Origin of the sequence: Anaerocolumna aminovalerica, from assembly GCF_900115365.1 — a bacterium.
Classification (GTDB): Bacteria; Bacillota; Clostridia; order Lachnospirales; family Lachnospiraceae; genus Anaerocolumna; species Anaerocolumna aminovalerica.
In genome coordinates this window covers 1-15097 of sequence record NZ_FOWD01000062.1, presented here as the reverse complement: position 1 = coordinate 15097, position 15097 = coordinate 1, and the positions used below count along the sequence as shown (strand labels likewise).

The following is a 15097-nucleotide window of genomic DNA, read 5'->3' as shown; positions in this document are numbered from 1 at the left end:
ATGGCCGACTAGAGACTCAGTGACAAGTATCGCCCTCTGCGATACTTGTCATGCGCTTTGAGGCTCTACCAAGGCCATGCCGCACGAGGGTAAGGTAGCAAAATTTATCCTATACACCACGTTATCTTACAATATATAAATTGAGTCATTATGAAGGCCCAATTAATACTTTATGAGTTTTTCATATAACTTCAGGGCAAAGCGTACGTACATTAGTAAGCTAAATTTTTATTTTATCTACAAGCTTTTGTATAAATTTCAATAACTTCCTGTTTTGTTGGCTGTATTGGATTGCTTGGCATACAGGAATCAGCAAGTGCAAGGTCAGCCAATTGTGGGAAGTCTTCCGGTCTTACATTTAATTCTTTAAAGCTTTTTGGAATTCCGACTTCTTTGCATAAATTTCTGATATAGTCTGTGCTTGCCTCTACAGCAGCTTCCGGGCTCATTTCTTTGGCACCATTAATGCCTAAGGCTTCTGCTATTAGTTTATACCTTGACTGTATATTTTTATTCTGCCCGTTAAATTCCATAACATATGGCAAAAGAACGGAGTTGCATACCCCATGGGCAAGGTTATAAAAGCCGCCTAAAGAATGTGCCATGGCATGAACCATTCCAAGTCCGCTGTTGGAGAATGCCATACCTGCTGTATATTCAGCGTAAGACATCATATTCCTGCCTTCTAAGTCATCGGCCTTATTTACCACTCTTGGAAGATATTCTTTTATGGTTTTGATTGTCCATAGGGCATCTTTGTCAGAAAGGGGCGTTGCAAATCTGGATAGTACGGCTTCAATTGCATGAGTCATGGCATCCATACCAGTGCAAGCGGTTAATTTAGGAGGCATGGACTTCATAAAATCAATATCATTTACTGCAATACTGACCAGGCAATTGGTATCAATCATAACCATCTTAGAATGGGTTCTTGGATTGGTTACAATATAGAAGGTAGTAACCTCTGAACCGGTGCCTGCTGTTGTATTCACCACAACAATTGGCAGAGAAGGATTCTTTGATTTATTCACTCCTTCATAGTCCTCAATTTCTCCCCCGTTGGTCATTAGAATTCCTACTGCTTTGGCAGTATCTATAGCAGAGCCGCCGCCCACTGCTACCAGATAATCTACTTCCAGTGTCTTAGCTGCATAAGTACATTCACGAACTACATCAATGGAGGGGTTTGGTTGTACTTGATAGTAGATTGCATATTCGGAATCTGCTTTTAACAGTTCATTTCCAACTTTTACGGCGGCACCTGATTCGTATAAAAATTTATCGGTAATAATTAAACCTCTTTTTAAAGATCTTTTCTTTAATTCTTCTGGCAATAAGGATATGGCACCTTGTCCAAAGAAGCTGGTTACTACAGCATTTACTCTATGTGCATTCATAACAACCTCGATTCTAGCGCTTTAGCACTTTAATAAATTATGCCTATTTAAAATTCAATATTTCTATAGTTTTTTGGATCGATTCTCCGTAGTATTGTTAGTTCTTCTTTTGAGGGCAATGGTGTGAATTCAATGCTTCTATATTTCACTTCAAAGCAGGTATTGTCAATTACTTCCTGCAGATTGGAAGTTGGATGAATGGTATCCAGTAATAGCTCACCATTTTCATACTTGAAGATACAAAGAGGCGTAACGATTCTATCAATATTTCCTCTTGTTGTAACAAAATCCACCTTCTCAACAAAAGTTCTTTTGTCATGCTTTGTACGCCATATAATAGCACGCTTGGCAGTAGGAATTAGTACTGCGCTGCCTGCTCCCCCTGGCATACGAACCTTTGGTTTATGATAATCACCAATAACAGAGGCATTTACATTACCTGTTTTATCAAACTGGATTCCGCTTAAGAATGCCACGTCCAATCTGCCTCTCATAGAAAGATCAAATACTTCCGCCAAAGGAAAAATTGCTGCTGCTTGTTGGAATAATTCAGCTCCTGCGCTTGTATATTTCTCAAGGTTTTTGGGTTTTGGATCCACACCTCCGGGAATATTCAGATAAACAGCTTCAGGAGCATGGAGTGCTTTTGCAAGCATAACTGCCAGCATAGGCATATGGGAGGATACACCATGAAATACATTCTCCCCATTATGGATCAATCTGGCCATGGCACATATCATAATATCTGAAACCTGATAATTTTCATTTCCAATTGTATTCATCATTTATCTATCCTTTGCTTTTGATACCTTTTAATATCTTCGGTAATCAGCTGTGTTGAAGTTATCAAGATAATCCAATAACTCTTCCTTACTCTTAAGGGCTTTAAAAGTATCCAGTTTTCCACGGTCTATACTGTATTTTGACGGACAGGAGCAAGGTGCTGCACCTTTTGGCAAATGCACAACTGCGTTTACTAAAAAGTGGGGTATATCTGCTTTATCCTGAGAAAATTCAAATTTCGAATCAGGCACAATGGTTTCCGCAGATATAATTACCTTTTTAGCCGCCCTGGATAGCAGAACATCGTCGTATATTGGACCAAGTATTTTGGCATTACCTCTTTTATCTGCTTCCTGTACATGAAGGATTACTACATCCGGTACAATAGCCTTTACAACCGTAACAGGTTCTCCGGAAAAAGGATCCTGTATTCTGGTAAAATAATCATTTACTTCAATCAAATCACTAATTTGCAATCCTTTTACCGGCATAAAGGGTATTCCCGCAGAAGCTGCACGTAATGCAGAGATTACGGTATAGCAGGCATGTTCGTTTCCTTTTACTACTCCGTTCTGAACAGCCTTACGGTAGTGTCCAGCAAGGGAATATTCAGTTTCATAACTGATAAAACCAGCATCCACACTGCTAACACACTCTGCCAGACATAGTAGGTCTACGTCCATAGCACCTGCTGTTTTAACAATATGTAATCCCTTTTTCCCCTGCCTGGCAATTTCCCTCACAAGTCCCATTGGTGCACGGTGTAAAACATTACCCCCAATACCAACCGTATCGTTATCCTGTATGATTTCAACCGCCTGTGTCAGCGACATTAATTTGTTCAAGGTTTTCATCTCCTTCTAAGATGATTCTTACTATTATGCCAGGGCTTGTCTGAAAACTGCTTGTTCCAAGATGTGCGTTACACTTAGTGGGAGATTTGTTCCAAATGAGGGCGGCGTAGTGGGCTACGTGGCTGAACTTGGGGCAAATATGCCGCTAAGTGGGGCGTGCAGATTGGGGCAATGAGTTTTCAGACACCCTGATTGAAAAGTTTCATCAATTTGTTTCTTTATTTTTATTTCGCAGCATTACATGCTATTTGAACCGCATCCCATACCCCTGCAAAAGGCGGAGCATATATTAAGTCCGTCATGCCAAGTTCCTCCGTGGTCATTCCGCTATGGATAGCTACCGCGAATATATCCACTCTCATAACAGCTCCCTTTTGTCCGCAAGCCTGGGCGCCTAATAACTTTTTGGTGCCTTCTTCATAAATAAGTTTGATGGTTATAGGTGTGGGATTGGGATAATATGCCGGATGATCATTGGCCTGTACCAGAATGGTTTTATATTTCTTTTTCAGGCGCTTTGCATCTGCTTCCCCAAGACCGGTACGTCCCAGTTCAATATCACACACTTTGATTGCCGCAGAGCCCAGGGCTCCGATAAATTTCTGGTGTTCACCTGCAATATTGGCACCGGCAATTCTTCCGCCTTTATTGGCAATGGTTCCAAGGGCAATAAAGCTGTCTTCTTCCATGATTCTGTTATAAACCAAGGCACAATCCCCTGCCGCATAAATATCATCAACAGAAGTTCTAAATTCCCGGTCTACCAGGATGGCACCATTCTTAGCCATACGAATTCCGGTATCTTTTAAGAACCCAGTACTTGGCCTTACACCAACAGAGACAATTACCAGATCAGTATCATAGGTTCCTTTATCGGTTTCTACATGGGTGACTTTTTCCCCTCCTATGAAACCTTTAACCTTTTCATTAAGATACAGCTTCACACCATGCTTGGTGAGCTCCTCCATAGCCATACTTGCTATTTCTTCGTCAAATGGCATTAAGATTCTATTTGCCGCTTCTATAATTCTTACTTGCTTTCCAAGATTTAAAAAGGCTTCGGCACATTCAATTCCTATATATCCCCCACCAACAATAGTCACATGTTTAATCTGCGGATCTTTGGCATACTCTTTCAAAAAGATTCCGTCTTCCAAAGATTTTAGGACATGAACACCCATCTTCTCTACTCCTGCAAAAGGGGGAACAATTGAGGCAGCACCGGTAGCAACCATAAGTTTATCATATCCATCAATAAACATATTTCCACTTTTTAAATCTTTTACAAATACTTGTTTTTTATCAGTATCTACTTTTATAACTTCATGGTGGAGATTGGTCTTTATGCCTGCCTTCTCAAATTGTTCCTTAGTACGGGCAATCATACGGCGATAATCATCATTAAAATCACCTACATAGTAAGGAAGTCCACAGGCACCATAGGAAAGGAATCCTCCCTTTTCATATACAACGATTTCAGCAGTATGATCCATTCTTGCTATCTTTGAAGCTGCAGACATTCCTGCTGCCACTCCACCGATAATGATTACTTTCATGCTCTGTTACCTCCTATATCCCGATCTGGTCAATCCGTTTCTTTGCATCTGCCATTGCCTTAGCTGGCGTTTTTCTTCCTCCAAATGCTTCTGCTATTTCTTCATAAAGTACGCCATTTTTATCTCCTGCCAAAAGCATATTAGGCAATGGTTTTGCCTTTTCAATCATAGAGAGCTGGCACTCATACCAAGGAAAGTTATCTTTACCCTCAAGATAACTTTGTCTGCGTACCGGAGCTCCACTGTGGGCTCCTGCAATGGCATCTATTTTTGGTGAACGCAGAAAGCGAAGTAATTCATTTGCTTTCTCTTTATTCTTACTTCCCCCACTTATGGCAAATGACCATGTTACATTCCAGGCTGTGTTAAAGGTGGAAAAACCTAAATCCTTCTTGTCCACACAGTCCTCGTTATAAACAACCCCAAGTTGACCGCTCCAGGTAACGGCCATGGCTGCTGTTCCATTTTGAATGGTTAGGGCAATCTCCTCATTACCATAGGTATCCGTATCCGGGAATGCATAGTTTCTTAGACCGCAATAAGCTTCCAACCCTTTTATGATACTTTCCTCACTGCACATAGCTTCAAGTGTTTCTGTATCATAAACATCTTTTCCTCCCATTCTTAAAAAAGGAAGTGCATCGGTGAATATTTCAGAAGGGTGCGCTTTCATTGCAATTGCCCCGGTAGTCCCAGAGCTGCTTATTTTAGAAGCTGCATCTACATATTCTTCTGGTGTTATAACGGAATCAAAGATTTTACCAAGCTTTTCTTTCAGAATGCTTTTACGGTATACAATCATATGTCCATCACAAAAAGACGGAGATAAATAGTATTTATTTTTATATTTCATTTCCTGTAATATTACAGGAAGAATGTCTTCTTCCTCCAATTCAATGGGAGCCAGATAACCTTTCTCTGCGAAATCTGCCAGCCACAGGTGCCCTGCCACCATGATTACATCATAATCAGCCTTGCCGGCAAAAACATCCAGCATGGTTGTATAATACTGTGACCATGGAACAACGTTAAAATCTATTGTTTCAGGAAAATCCTTTAGTAAATTTAAGTTTTCATCTACATAAACTTTAACAGCCGGATCTGCTACCGCTAATACTTTTAACATTTGAACACCTCCAAAATTCTTATGACTTTAGAATTTATATTATTCCCTCGGTTCTTATAAGGCCTTATTTTCAAAAAGTTCAAAGCGGATATTATAACCCGCTTTGAATAAGAAGCGGGGACTTCTTTCCATATTACAAATAAAGAGATACTTAATTACAAAAAGGGGCATACTTACCACCAGATAAGCAGCCCACTAACTTACTTTCCTATTTGAGGCGGTGCATCTACAATTCCAACCACAAAAGCATCTACGGGAGCAGACCTATCTAAAGCATACTGAGTTGTATTATCTGTAGTGATTAGCACCAATTCACCAATTCCTGCACCAAGAGAATCGGCTGCTACAAATATATTTGATTTATCACCATAATAGGGCTCAATCAGTAATAACTTATAACCCACCAGATTACTGCATTTGCGTGTAGATACCACTGTACCTTGTACTTTTCCTAATATCATAATAACCCATGCCTTTCCGTTATCTTACCCGTTTTCTATCTGTATAACAGCTGCAATGCTTGCTATGGATGCAATACTGTCACAAAAATATTATACTAATCTACATTTCTAACGAAGATTCATATTACTCACTAATAATTGTTACAATTTGTCCCTGGCTAATTAAAAATGCATTTGCATCATCTGTATCAATATGACAGTCCAATGCATACTTTTCACTTACGCGAATAGTTACATTATGCATAATTCCGCCTTTTTCGCCTTCGGTCAATACCTTGACTTTCTGTCCGTCTTTTACGTTATATCTTCTTGCATCATCAGGTGTCATATGTATATGTCTGTCTGCAATTATAACACCCTCCAGTATGGTAATCTCACCCTTGGGACCTCGAAGGGTAATTCCAGGGGTTCCACTTAATTCTCCAGATGTTCTTACTGGTGGCTTGATTCCAAGCTTTCTGGCATCTGTCATAGCCACTTCTACTTGGGTCTGTTTTCTCTCAGGACCTAATATTCTTACGGAAGGCAATATCCCTTTTGGTCCGATAATTTCTATAGTTTCTTCTGCAGCAAACTGCCCGGGCTGACTCAAAGGTTTTAAGAATGTTAATCGATAATCTTTTCCGAACAGTATATCTAAATGCTGCCTTTCCAAATGGACATGTCTTGCCGAGATACCTACAGGTACTTTATCTTTTGGTGTATTTGTTTCCTGAGACATAATTGCCTCTAAATTGTCCATTACCAGTCTGGTTACCATCTCTACGGTAGACTTGTCATATTTCATAAAAACCTCCATGCTTCCAGTTACTGCGAATTTGGGCACAGGAGGTGCTGCACTCCTGTCTTATGTAATAGGGGTATCCTTCAAAGATATAGATTCTATCTTTCCTGACTTTGAAGGAATCCCAATACGAATCCCCATTGAGGGATTCGTATTGGATACCTTATTATCATATGTCCCAAAATTCCGTATTATTTTAAGAAAGGAATAATCTGAGCTACACTTGTATGAGGTCTTGGGATTACGTGTACTGAAACTAATTCACCAAGTCTGGAAGCTGCTTCCTGACCGGCTTCTGTAGCTGCTTTGACAGCTCCTACATCACCTTGAACCATTACAGTTACTAATCCGGAGCCGATTTTTTCCGTTCCTACCAATTCTACTGCCGCTGCTTTAAGCATTGCATCAGCAGCTTCTATAGATGCTACTAATCCTCTTGTTTCAATCATTCCTAAAGCTTGCATACCTGTTTTACCTGCTTTCCCTGTTGATTTTGGTTCAAAAGTTACTTTGTTATCTGTTTTTGCTTCTGTATTAACTGCTGCCACTTATCTCTCCACCTTTCTATTCACCAATCATATTTAACAACTTTATGATTTCCGGGTGAGGGTTGCTGATAGTAACAGCAACCTTAACATTATCTTCACCGACTATGGATTTTGCTGCGTTTGCTGCTTCAATAGCCGCATTCACTGATGAGGTTTCACCTGCCACAATGCTATGTACCATTCTTCCCCCAAGCTTTTTATGGCAGCTTACTAATTCTACATCAGAAGCCTTCATCATTTCATCTAACACGGTAACGGCATTCGTATAAAAGTTTACTTCAACAACACCAATGGCATTTATTTTCAAGTTAATCACTACCTTTATTTGATTGCTGGAAGAATCTTAGCAATGTCTGCATGTGGTCTTGGTATTACGTGAACCGCAACTAGCTCTCCCAATCTGGACGCTGCTTCCTGTCCTGATTCTGTAGCTGCTTTAACTGCACCAACTTCACCTTTTACGATTACAGTTACTAAACCGGATCCGATTTTCTCTGTTCCAACTAACTCTACATCCGCTGCTTTTAACATTGCATCTGCTGCTTCAATTGAAGCTGTTAAACCTCTTGTTTCAATCATTCCTATTGCTGACATACTCATACCTCCAATTTGTATTCTTTTTTTATGGTTACTTGTATAATTATTATAATAATTAATGAATTTCCTGAATTCATTTATTACTTAAACTTAGTAGAAAGTTTTGTATAAGCCTAGGTTTATATTTCCTATTTTATCTTATTGCCTTACTTTGATTTCTTAATTTCTATTTTTGAAATCTTAGCTAGTTTATCAACCCCGTCATATGGCTGTTCAATAATAGAAGTTATTACTTCTTTTTCACTGTTAAAACGAAGGGCTGCTTCCCTTGCAACTTCTGCTGCAACTTGTACGTCGGATATTGTTCCTTCAAATTTAACTTGTGCAGTTAATGGGATAAAAGCGCTGCTATCTTTAGGGTTAATGGTATCAATACCAAGTATTTTAATATCTGCTGCTTTGCATGCTTTATCCATTGCATACAAAAGAGCTCCATATCCGGCACATTCTAAAAATCCTATTGCCAACTCTTACACCCCCTAGATAATGCGTAAACCTCCATCTGCAAGCATACATCTTCTACGTCTGGTAAAACTCTTTGCACAGGTAATTCCTTCGCCTGTAGGTCCTGCAATGGTCATTGTAGTATAGCCTTCACCGCCAATACCTACACCCTCTAGAGTACATCCGTTCTTTACAAAGATAGTAGTTTCAATTTTTCTTGCAAATCTAGTCATATTGTCTACATTCTTTGAGAACATAGATGCTGTATGTCTATTGCCTGATTCCGCAATCATTGCATAGTCAATTGCCTGATTCAAATTCTTACAGCGTACAATCGGCAGAACCGGCATTAATTGTTCCAGTAATACAAATGGATTATCATAAGGAACATCACAGATTAAAAGTCTGGTATCGGATTTTCCGGTAATACCGATTGCTTCTAACATTTTACCTGCATCCTGTCCAACCCATTTCTTGTTTATGTCGTATTTACCATTTTCGTATTTTAATACCAGGTTTGTTATAGCTTCTAACTGTGCTCCATTTAGTAAGAAGGCTCCTTCGTCCACCATATTGTAGATAAAGTCATTTGCAACCTCTTCAAGTACGAATACTTCTTTTTCTGCAAGGCACAATAAGTTATTATCAAAGGAAGCTCCATAATAAATATCTTTTGCTGCTTTTTTAATATCAGCGGTTTCATCTACGATAACCGGAGGATTACCTGCGCCGGCTCCGATGGTTTTTTTACCGGAACGAAGAAGTGAATTTACCATTCCCATTCCTCCGGTTCCAACCATTAAGCGAACCTTAGGACTTTGTGTGATTATGTTACAGGTTTCCATGGTTGGCTCTTTTACCATGGTAATTAAATTGGCTGGGCCTCCATTTTCAATGATGGTCTTATTAATGAATTGCAGGCAATAAGCACATACCTTTTTTGCACTGGGATGTACATTAAATACTATCCCGTTACCCCCGGAAATCATACTAATCGTATTGTTTATTATAGTTTCCGTTGGATTTGTTACTGGTGTTATTGCACCGATTAATCCAAATGGTGCATATTCTTCAATCATTAAGCCGCCATCACCTGTTATAGCATCGGTTGTCAGGCATTCTGGACCAGGTGTATTCTCAATAACTGCCAGGTGCTTCTTTACCTTATCTTCTACCCGTCCCATTTTGCTTTCTTCTACAATCATTCTTGCAAGGGTTTCTGCATTCTCTATTGAAACTTTGCGAATGGCCGCAATGAGACGTTGTCTGTCTTTGATTTTAAAGTTATCCAAATATATTTTCTGAGCTTCATATGCTGCATCAATAGCATCTTCCACTCTTTCAAAAACTCCATAATCTCCTTTGTCAGAATACAAACCAGAATTGGAAGTTTTCTTTGTTGAAATCAAGTTATTCTCTTCTAAATTCTTAAGAACTTGCTCAACAATCATACTTATTTCCTTTGTTCCAAATTCCATCTTTACCTCCATGCTCGTGCATGCTTTTGCACATCTGAAGTTTTGTGCCGAGGGACATCTCAAATAATGGATGAAGAAGTTCAAAATCCAATGAATTTCATTTTGGAGTTCTTCCAGTGTGAAACTTAGAAATTCTTAGTCTGCGTACTGTGCTGATTTAGAATTACTTTTCACACTTACCCCCTAAAGTTTCGCAACTTCTTCTGTGACTCTTCTTACAACCTCAGCTATAATATCTTCTTTGGTTTTGTTTGTCATAGTTACTTGTTCTTTCGGTGCTATTACAGTTCCTCCGCATCCACAACCAATATCTTGTGAAGGGGTTCCTGGTCTTACTAATGGGGTAACCCCTGATAGTTGCATTTGAGGCTGAGGTTTAATTTGTGAAATTCCCATAGCCTGCTCTGATTGTAAAGATTCAGAAGACAGAACATCTTGGGTATTGGTTGTTCTTGCCGAACAGGGAGGAATACCTCCGGTGTTAATTCCTAATTTCTTTCTGGTATCTATTAACCTGCTAACCTGATCACAGGATAGTTCATTTTGTTTGCCAATTACCTGTCCGGTATACATTAATACCGTTGCATAATATTCAATGGATTCCAAACGGAAAAATGCTTCGAAAACATCTCTTCCCCAGCTTAATGCTCCATGATTTGCTAGTAGCACACCATTGTGTGTCTTACAAAATGGTGCAATGGAATCAGGAACTTCTTGGGTACCCGGTGTTGCATAATGAGCAATTGGAACTGAGCCTAATTGTACAATCGCCTCGGGAAGTACCGGTCTGTCCAGACTAATACCTGCAATTGCAAAGGAAGTTGCAACCGGCGGATGTGCATGAGTGACTGCCATTACATCAGGATTCTCTTCATAAACTCTAAGGTGCATTTTTACTTCTGAAGATGGTTTACGATTACCGGCTAATATTTTACCGTTAAAATCCATCTTCACCAGCATGTCCATTGTCATAAATCCTTTTGATACTCCAGTAGGTGTTGTCCATATGATATTAGGACCAACTTTGCAACTAATATTGCCATCATTGGCTGCGACAAACCCTTTCATATACATTCTCTTACCAATTTCAAGAATTGCCTTTTTTGCTTCAAAATCGGAAGGATATCTTTTTCCTTGGATTGTCATCATTTCATAGTCACCTTCTTCCTCCTTATATAAATGTGGTTTTATAATGTGGTTTTTTTCAGACTTGATTGTTTGCTATCTTACTGATTTTATCTCAATTTTATATAAAAATAATGTCTGATTACAATTAAATTTTACTATTTTAATGTTGTTTTGTCAATATTTTATTTCTATTTTTTTTGTTTTGTTTTGTTTCCTATACTATTTACCAAATTTTTCGCAAATTTTCTTTACAAATTTAAAAGATTATGTGATAATGATATGAGAAAACAACAATATCAAAAATTAGTTTGGAGGGTTTAAATAATGCTTGCAGTAACACGAAAAGCAAAAATCAAAGACATTATTCTGGAAAAGAAAAGTGTCATCGTATCAGAATTAGCGAAAGATTTTTCTGTTACAGAAGAAACGATAAGAAGGGATTTAAAAACTTTAGAGGATGAAGGTTTTCTCATTCGTACTTATGGCGGTGCATTTATTCAGGATGGAGTACAAAATGAAGTGGAGCTGTCTTTACGCGAAACCGCATATACAGACAGCAAACAGTTAATTGCTAAAAAATGTACAGAAATCATTCACAATGGAGATTCCATCTTTTTAGATGCATCCACTACTGCACTTTTCATTGCAAAAGCCATTCGCGATATGCGCTTAACTGTATTAACGAATTCCCTAAAAGTAATTAACCTGCTTACAGATTCTCCAAACATCCGCCTGATTTCTATTGGAGGGTTATTTAATTCCAATAATATGTCCTTTATCGGACGGAGTGCATCAGCTTCCCTGGAGAGTTATTATGTAGACAAAACCTTTATGTCATGCCGCTCTTTGTCACAATCTCATGGAGTAACGGATTCCAATGAAGCCATGTCAGAAATCAGGCAAAAACTATTGAAAAGAAGCAACAAAATCTACGTTGTAGCAGATCATTCTAAATTTGATAAAACCTCTTTCATCAGCATTTGCGGATTTGAAGATATTGACGGCGTAATTACGGATAAGCAATTAGATCAAGGCTGGACTAACTTCTTAGCTGAGAATAATGTTATTTATTATCCTTGCAAATAAAAACTTTGACACATGAAAATCCAGGGAAATACGGCAACTAAGCCCCCTGGTTTAGTGTAATATTTGCTCAAGTAAGAATCGGGGCTGCTGCAAAATTTTTGCAACAGCCCTTCTTCCAGTATAAAAGGGAGTATTTTATATAAATTATAGATAATACCTGCTTCGGTTATTTAGCTGCTTTAGCTGCTTCCTTCTTTGCAAATATTTCTTTTAATGATTCTGTGTAAGGTGCTCTTGCAATACCATATTCAGTAACAATTCCTGCTATTAAGTCATTATCCGTAACATCGAATGCAGGGTTGAATACCTTAACTCCATCGGGAGCCATACGTTTCTTATACCACATTTCTGTTACTTCCTCAGCAGGTCTTTGCTCAATATGGATATCTGCTCCTGTCTTAGTATTTAAATCAATGGTTGAAGTAGGTGCACAGATATAAACAGGAACATTATATCTCTTTGCAACCGTTGCTACTACAGATGTACCAATCTTGTTTGCAGTATCACCATTGGCAGCAACACGGTCACAGCCTACAAATACTGCATTTACCCAGCCATTTTTCATAACTGTTGCAGACATGTTATCACAGATTAAAGTAACGTCAAGACCGGATTCATGCAATTCATAAGCAGTTAATCTAGCTCCCTGAAGTAAAGGTCTTGTTTCATCAGCAAAAATCTTAAAGTTATATCCACGCTCCTGGCCAAGATACATCGGTGCTGTTGCAGTACCGTATTTTGCTGTTGCCAGTTGTCCTGCATTACAGTGAGTCAATAATCCGTCACCAGGCTTAACAAGACTTAATCCATATTCACCTATTTGCTTGCATACCCAGATATCTTCTTCCTTAATTTCAACTGCTTCTTTATGAAGAAGTTCTTTAATCTCTGCTACGGATTTATCTTGATTGGCCTTCACCACTTCATCCATTCGGTCCAATGCCCAGAATAAATTAACCGCTGTAGGACGGGCAGATGCCAGATATTCTTTTGCTTTTAAAAATTGTTGGTAAAATTCATCATAAGAATCTGCTTTTATTTCTTTTGCCGCTAAATAGATTCCAATTGCTGCCGCTACACCAATAGCTGGAGCCCCTCTGACTTTCAGCAGATAAATTGCATCCCAAATATCTTCTTGTTTTGTTAATTCCAGTATTTCTGTGTTATACGGAAGTTGTGTCTGGTCGATAATGACCAATGCACTTTTTCCATCATCAAGGGCTACGGTTTCATAGTCCATAATTGACTTTTTGCTGCTCATGTCATTCATCCTTTCTGTATAAGTCACTTGAGTCTTCTAGTTAATTTTTGCCACGGCTGTTTCAATGGCCTTTCTATAATCAGCACCGCATTTGAAACTTGTGCGGTTCATGATGTAGTCTTTTGCTAATGTAATAACAATTCTTTCTGCTCTTGCACGTTTCTTCTCATCGGGAATGGTAGTAATGTCTTTTACATTTGCCATACCAACGGTACGTCTGATGGATTCAAGACCTGCAATGCCGGCAGTATCTGCTAATACTGTTCCAAGATACCATTCTAAGAAACCTTCTGTCTTTGCCATTGTATCTGTAACATTTTCTTTAAATGCCACTTTGAATTTTGCAATAAATTTATCCACAATTTCTTCAATAGTATCTAATACCCATCCACAAAAATCTGCCTTTTCCGCTTCATCTTCGATAGTTGCATCTCCGTGACACCAAGCAAAGAACATGTTCGCTATCACATTACCTACATCATAACCCATAGGCCCATAAAATGCAAATTCCGGATCGAATACATAGGTATGATTCTGATTAATAAAAATAGAACCTGTATGAAGATCTCCATGAATCAAAGATTGTGCATTGTTCATAAATTCAAATTTTAATTTAGCTGCTTCTAAATGAAGTGCATTATCTTCATATAATTCTCTCTTAACAAAATCTGCATTAGGAGGAAATACATTATTTCTCTTGTTATAATCAATAAAAGGCTCACTATATACTAAGTCTTCTGATATTTCACATAAATCTGGATTGATAAAGCTTTTTACATTTTCTTTCTTTTCTTTGTGCCCCATTACCACATCGGTTGTAAGTAATAAGGAATTCACCATAAAAGTAGTAATGTCTTCTGCAAAATTAGGATACTTTTCATGTTTTAGCAATCCGGTACGCATCATAGTATGTCCAATCATGTCTTCCATAATCATAGCGCACATAACTTCATCATACAGATAAACTTCAGGCACCAGGCCCGGTGCATATTTATTTTGAATACCAAGGATTTTTGCCTCAATTCTTCCTCTGTCTGTAGAAAGCTTCATATCGGCAGATATTCTGGTAACTTCACCTGCCTGTTTTACAATAAGTGTTTTTTTGGTATCTATATCCTCTACCCTGAACACATAGTTAAGATTACCATCTCCAATTTCTTTGCATTCCAGCTTCGCATCTTTTGGAAAGAATGATAACTTTTCCCTAACATACTCCGGAACATCATTTGCTTTCATTAAAAAATATGAATCAAATCGTGACATAGCCATTCTCCTTATATAATATATTTAGGTTGATAAAGGTAACCTATAACCCTTTATTAACTGTATCATTATACAGAATGTTTCTGTATAATGTTTGTATTAGATAGAGTGACATCGATTTCTCCTTGAGGCATTTTTATGACCTCGTTATCGAAAGACTGATGCTTCTGTCTGATAAACAGTTTACGAATAAGTTGGATGTTGACCCTTTCAGGGTACTTCGTATATGCAATAAGGCGGTAACGTTTATCAGTTCAGAGGAAAACTATCTAAAATACTTTTTCAGGTGGTGTTCTATGTTTTATTTAGGTATTGATATTGGTAAAAACAC

General features: G+C 38.3%; 16 protein-coding genes. 1 reads left to right on the top strand and 15 read right to left on the bottom strand.

The genetic code is table 11. The features are described 5' to 3' along the window. Positions 1 to 233 precede the first annotated feature (233 nt). The 13 genes from BM183_RS19710 to BM183_RS19645 form a co-directional block, all read right to left on the bottom strand. Positions 234 to 1397 carry an iron-containing alcohol dehydrogenase gene (locus tag BM183_RS19710; protein ID WP_091689198.1) on the bottom strand — a complete coding sequence of 388 codons (1164 nt, stop codon included), beginning with the start codon at positions 1395 to 1397 and terminating at the stop codon, positions 234 to 236. Between the two features lie 47 nt (positions 1398 to 1444). Then, positions 1445 to 2182, bottom strand: a complete 738-nt coding sequence (locus BM183_RS19705; RefSeq protein WP_242961065.1) for a CoA-transferase subunit beta — start codon at positions 2180 to 2182, stop codon at positions 1445 to 1447. A gap of 27 nt (positions 2183 to 2209) precedes the next feature. After that, positions 2210 to 3025, bottom strand: coding sequence for a CoA transferase subunit A (locus tag BM183_RS19700; RefSeq protein WP_091689196.1), 816 nt, complete (start codon positions 3023 to 3025; stop codon positions 2210 to 2212). Positions 3026 to 3258: 233 nt separating this feature from the next. Further along, complete coding sequence (locus tag BM183_RS19695) at positions 3259 to 4590, bottom strand: CoA-disulfide reductase (protein ID WP_091689194.1); 1332 nt, start codon at positions 4588 to 4590, stop codon at positions 3259 to 3261. A 13-nt stretch (positions 4591 to 4603) separates the two neighbouring features. Further along, complete coding sequence (locus BM183_RS19690; RefSeq protein ID WP_091689192.1) at positions 4604 to 5716, bottom strand: extracellular solute-binding protein; 1113 nt, start codon at positions 5714 to 5716, stop codon at positions 4604 to 4606. 200 nt (positions 5717 to 5916) lie between these two features. Then, the gene (locus tag BM183_RS19685) at positions 5917 to 6177 is read right to left on the bottom strand and encodes a EutN/CcmL family microcompartment protein (RefSeq protein WP_091689190.1); all 261 of its coding nucleotides are present in this window, start codon (positions 6175 to 6177) and stop codon (positions 5917 to 5919) included. A 124-nt stretch (positions 6178 to 6301) separates the two neighbouring features. Continuing rightward, complete coding sequence (locus BM183_RS19680) at positions 6302 to 6964, bottom strand: phosphate propanoyltransferase (RefSeq protein WP_091689188.1); 663 nt, start codon at positions 6962 to 6964, stop codon at positions 6302 to 6304. 188 nt (positions 6965 to 7152) lie between these two features. After that, positions 7153 to 7425: a BMC domain-containing protein gene (locus BM183_RS19670; protein ID WP_091689202.1), complete on the bottom strand. Its 273-nt coding sequence runs from the start codon at positions 7423 to 7425 to the stop codon at positions 7153 to 7155. Between the two features lie 100 nt (positions 7426 to 7525). Next, positions 7526 to 7816 carry a BMC domain-containing protein gene (locus tag BM183_RS19665; RefSeq protein WP_242961063.1) on the bottom strand — a complete coding sequence of 97 codons (291 nt, stop codon included), beginning with the start codon at positions 7814 to 7816 and terminating at the stop codon, positions 7526 to 7528. A gap of 14 nt (positions 7817 to 7830) precedes the next feature. Then, a complete protein-coding gene (locus tag BM183_RS19660) occupies positions 7831 to 8109 on the bottom strand; it encodes a BMC domain-containing protein (protein WP_091689182.1) in 279 nt (92 codons plus the stop codon). A 143-nt stretch (positions 8110 to 8252) separates the two neighbouring features. Next, positions 8253 to 8573 (bottom strand): BMC domain-containing protein, encoded by a 321-nt coding sequence (locus BM183_RS19655; protein WP_091689180.1) that lies wholly within the window; start codon positions 8571 to 8573, stop codon positions 8253 to 8255. Positions 8574 to 8585: 12 nt separating this feature from the next. Then, positions 8586 to 10028 carry an aldehyde dehydrogenase family protein gene (locus BM183_RS19650; protein WP_091689178.1) on the bottom strand — a complete coding sequence of 481 codons (1443 nt, stop codon included), beginning with the start codon at positions 10026 to 10028 and terminating at the stop codon, positions 8586 to 8588. A gap of 183 nt (positions 10029 to 10211) precedes the next feature. After that, a complete protein-coding gene (locus BM183_RS19645; RefSeq protein ID WP_207650164.1) occupies positions 10212 to 11177 on the bottom strand; it encodes a class II aldolase/adducin family protein in 966 nt (321 codons plus the stop codon). A gap of 303 nt (positions 11178 to 11480) precedes the next feature. Between BM183_RS19645 and BM183_RS19640 the strand changes: the two genes are divergently transcribed. Beyond that, positions 11481 to 12242, top strand: coding sequence for a DeoR/GlpR family DNA-binding transcription regulator (locus BM183_RS19640; RefSeq protein WP_091689174.1), 762 nt, complete (start codon positions 11481 to 11483; stop codon positions 12240 to 12242). Positions 12243 to 12408: 166 nt separating this feature from the next. Here the strand turns inward: BM183_RS19640 and mtnA are convergent, their stop codons facing one another. Together mtnA and mtnK are read right to left on the bottom strand one after the other, a co-directional pair. Beyond that, positions 12409 to 13503, bottom strand: a complete 1095-nt coding sequence (gene mtnA / locus BM183_RS19635) for an S-methyl-5-thioribose-1-phosphate isomerase (RefSeq protein WP_330392456.1) — start codon at positions 13501 to 13503, stop codon at positions 12409 to 12411. A 36-nt stretch (positions 13504 to 13539) separates the two neighbouring features. Further along, a complete protein-coding gene (mtnK, locus tag BM183_RS19630) occupies positions 13540 to 14766 on the bottom strand; it encodes an S-methyl-5-thioribose kinase (RefSeq protein WP_091689172.1) in 1227 nt (408 codons plus the stop codon). Positions 14767 to 15097 lie beyond the last annotated feature (331 nt).

Excerpts from the sequence above, each read along its gene's own strand:
- BM183_RS19710 (WP_091689198.1), bottom strand. The coding sequence starts at position 1,397 with ATGAATGCACATAGAGTAAATGCTGTAGTAACCAGCTTCTTTGGACAA.
- BM183_RS19705 (WP_242961065.1), bottom strand. The coding sequence starts at position 2,182 with ATGATGAATACAATTGGAAATGAAAATTATCAGGTTTCAGATATTATG.
- BM183_RS19695 (WP_091689194.1), bottom strand. The coding sequence starts at position 4,590 with ATGAAAGTAATCATTATCGGTGGAGTGGCAGCAGGAATGTCTGCAGCT.
- BM183_RS19690 (WP_091689192.1), bottom strand. The coding sequence starts at position 5,716 with ATGTTAAAAGTATTAGCGGTAGCAGATCCGGCTGTTAAAGTTTATGTA.
- BM183_RS19685 (WP_091689190.1), bottom strand. The coding sequence starts at position 6,177 with ATGATATTAGGAAAAGTACAAGGTACAGTGGTATCTACACGCAAATGC.
- BM183_RS19680 (WP_091689188.1), bottom strand. The coding sequence starts at position 6,964 with ATGAAATATGACAAGTCTACCGTAGAGATGGTAACCAGACTGGTAATG.
- BM183_RS19670 (WP_091689202.1), bottom strand. The coding sequence starts at position 7,425 with ATGCAAGCTTTAGGAATGATTGAAACAAGAGGATTAGTAGCATCTATA.
- BM183_RS19660 (WP_091689182.1), bottom strand. The coding sequence starts at position 8,109 with ATGAGTATGTCAGCAATAGGAATGATTGAAACAAGAGGTTTAACAGCT.
- BM183_RS19650 (WP_091689178.1), bottom strand. The coding sequence starts at position 10,028 with ATGGAATTTGGAACAAAGGAAATAAGTATGATTGTTGAGCAAGTTCTT.
- BM183_RS19645 (WP_207650164.1), bottom strand. The coding sequence starts at position 11,177 with ATGATGACAATCCAAGGAAAAAGATATCCTTCCGATTTTGAAGCAAAA.
- BM183_RS19640 (WP_091689174.1), top strand. The coding sequence starts at position 11,481 with ATGCTTGCAGTAACACGAAAAGCAAAAATCAAAGACATTATTCTGGAA.
- mtnA (WP_330392456.1), bottom strand. The coding sequence starts at position 13,503 with ATGAGCAGCAAAAAGTCAATTATGGACTATGAAACCGTAGCCCTTGAT.
- mtnK (WP_091689172.1), bottom strand. The coding sequence starts at position 14,766 with ATGTCACGATTTGATTCATATTTTTTAATGAAAGCAAATGATGTTCCG.